We start from the raw sequence: 2,916 nt of genomic DNA on the forward strand, positions 1-2,916 counted from the left end.
TCGAGGACTTCCAGCAGGCCGACAACTCGACCACCCGCCGCTACGGCGGCACCGGCCTCGGCCTCACCATCGTCGACCGCTTCTGCTCCATGCTCGGCGGCACGATCGAGGTCGAGAGCCAGGTCGGTCGCGGCTCGCTGTTCCGCGTGATCCTCCCCGAGCGCGTCACCTGAGCCCCGGGCGCCCGTGCGCGACCGACCCGCGCGATGCCCCGCGGTCGCAGCGGGCGCGCTCGCGGCGCTTGCAGTCGCCCCGCCGCACCGACGATCCTGCGGTCATGACCTCGCTCGCTCGCCGCACCCTCCTCGCCTCGTCCCTCGCGCTCGCGGCCTGCGGCGACGCGGGTGGGGCAGGGGAGGCCACCGACAACCCCTCCGGCGCCGCCACGACCACGGGCAGCGCCGCGCCCACCAGCACCGCCGCGACCACCGGCGATCCGACGATCAGCACCAGCACCACGGACCCCACCGCCGATCCCTCGCAGCCCACCGCCGTCACCGGCGAGCCCGTCACCACCACCGACAGCACCACCGCCGACACCACCACCGGCGAGCCCGGCTGCGCCCCCGCCCTGCCGACCTTCGCCGACGGCAAGGCCCCGACGAGCACCCTGTACGTCACCGCCGGCGCGGCCCCGGGCGGCGACGGCAGCCAGGCCAAGCCCTTCGCCGAGCTCGCCGCCGCCGTCGCGCTCGCCGGGCCCGGCACCGAGCTGCGCATCAGCGGTGAGCTGCCGGCCCCGACCTACACCGTCGGCCTCGCCGGCAGCCCCGACGCCCCGATCTGGTTCACCGGCGAGCCCGGCGCGAAGATCGGCCCGCTCACCCTCGAGGGCGCCAGCCACATCGTCGTCCAGGACCTCGAGCTCGCCGGCTCCGACGGCCACGTCCTCCACTTCTTCTTCGCCGACCACCTGCTGCTGCGCCGCCTCAAGATCCACGACGCCGGGCTCGGCTGCATCAAGGGCAGCCAGACCACCGGCGCCTACCTCGAGGACGCCGAGCTGTGGGCCGCCGGTCAGGTCAGCGACCACCCGGTGCTCGACTACGTCGGCGTCAACACCGGCCACATCGTGCGCAGCGACTTCCACGACGGCCCCGGCGTCATGATCATGCTCAAGGGCGGCACCAGCGACCTGCTGTTCGCCTGGAACGAGGTCCACCAGCAGAGCAGCCCCGGCAACGCCCTCGCGCTCGGCCAGTCCACCGGCCCCGAGTTCTTCCAGCCGAAGGACGCCGCCTTCGAGGGCCTGCGGATCGTCGCCTTCGCCAACCGCCTTTATGACCTCGTCGGCGCCCCCGTGGCCTTCGAGGGCTGTAAGGACTGCGCCGCCGTGCACAACACGATCTGGAACTGCACCGGCCCGCAGCTGGTCCGCTTCCTCCCCGGCGCCGCCGGCATCGACGCCGGCGTCATGACCTCGATCCCCGAGGGCAACCGCTTCGCCGGCAACATCGTCGTCGGCGGCCAGGACGGCGGCGCCTCGCTCAACGCCGACCAGGCCAACACCGGCCCGAACAACGTCGTCGACTACAACGTGTTCCTCAAGCCCGGCCCGCTCAACTGGTGGGGCGTGATCCCGCAGGACCTCGTGCACTCCACCTTCGATCAGGACCCGCAGCTCGCACCCACCGGCGTGCCCGCCAACGTCCCGCTCGTCGACGGCAAGGGCCCGCCCGACCTCGCCGGCCTGCCCTTCGCCGACCAGTTCGTGCAGGACGCCGCCGGCACCTGCCTCAGCGACCCGCCCGACATCGGCGCATTCGCGGTGCCCTGAGCGAATTGACGCGGCCCGCCCGTCCGCAGGTGATAGTGTCCGCCGCCATGCGCAATCTCGCCCTGACCCTCGCTCTCCTCACTCCCCTCGTCGCCTGCGACAAGCCCGAGCCGGCCGCCAAGCCCACCCCCGCGAAGGCCGTCGAGCCGGCGAAGCCCGCCGCGGAGGTCAAGCCCGAGGCCCCCAAGCCGACGATCGCCGCGCCCGCCGGCCTGTTCAATTGCAAGGCGGCCGCCGGCGCCGCGGCCCCAGCCACCCCCGCGGGCGCCCTCCCGTACAAGCTCGAGGCCTGCCCGACGATCCCCGGCATGTACGGCACCCTCGCGTTCGGCATGGACGCCGCCGCCGCGGCCAAGGCGGCCAAGGGCGCCAAGATCAGCGGCGACAGCGGCTACATCAAGGTCGACAAGAAGCTCCGCCACTTCGGCTTCTCCGAGGCCGGCACCCTCGACGAGTTCCGCTTCAAGATGGGCCCCGCCGGCCTCGCCGCGATGGAGGCCGCCTGGGGCGCCCCGCTCATCGTCGAGTTCCTCAGCGACAAGACCAAGGTGTGGTTAAACCCCGCCGCCAAGGTCAAGGTCATGGTCGAGGACAACACCTTCGCCGACGCCGGCGACGACAGCGAGAAGTACTCGGTCCGCTACGCCCTCTACACCCCGCTCGCCGACCTCCTCGGCCCCGAGGGCCTGCTCGCCAAGTCGGTGATCGGCTCGACCGGCGAGGACCTGCAGAAGAACTTCGGCCCGGTGCTCGAGGTCAAGTCCGCCGAGCAGGCCAAGGCCGACACCGCCGCCCTCGGCCTCGACGCCAAGACCAACGCCATCGCCGCCTGGGCCGGCGCCAACGAGGCCTCCGCCAAGCTCGCGTACCCCCAGCCCGAGACCTGGTCCAACCTGACCTTCTCCCTCGACTGGAAGGACAAGAAGGTCAGCGGCTACGGCACCACCTTCCACTTCGGCAAGGACACCGCCGTGCAGGCCGAGATCCCCGCCCTGTTCGCCGCGGCCTTCGGCGCCCCCACCGACGGCGCCAAGAACGACGACGGCAAGTGGAAGTACCACTTCGCCGGCCCCAACGGCACCAAGCTCGAGCTGCGCGACATCGGCGAGAGCTGGTCGCTCGACGTCACCAAGTGATCG

The 2,916-nt window shown here is 72.3% G+C and carries 3 protein-coding genes; all 3 read left to right on the plus strand.

What is annotated here, in order from left to right; genetic code table 11:
* Positions 1-173 (plus strand): ATP-binding protein (locus tag KBB57_RS20045; RefSeq protein WP_290754179.1); only part of this gene is annotated, 173 nt, incomplete at its 5' end.
* Between the two features lie 104 nt (positions 174-277).
* Entirely contained in the window at positions 278-1,777 is a 1,500-nt protein-coding gene (locus KBB57_RS20050) for a hypothetical protein (protein WP_290754173.1), read from the plus strand.
* A 47-nt stretch (positions 1,778-1,824) separates the two neighbouring features.
* The gene (locus KBB57_RS20055; protein WP_290754176.1) at positions 1,825-2,913 is read left to right on the plus strand and encodes a hypothetical protein; all 1,089 of its coding nucleotides are present in this window, start codon (positions 1,825-1,827) and stop codon (positions 2,911-2,913) included.
* Positions 2,914-2,916: the final 3 nt, after the last annotated feature.

Source organism: Amaricoccus sp. (genome assembly GCF_017993425.1).
Lineage (GTDB): Bacteria > Pseudomonadota > Alphaproteobacteria > Rhodobacterales > Rhodobacteraceae > Amaricoccus.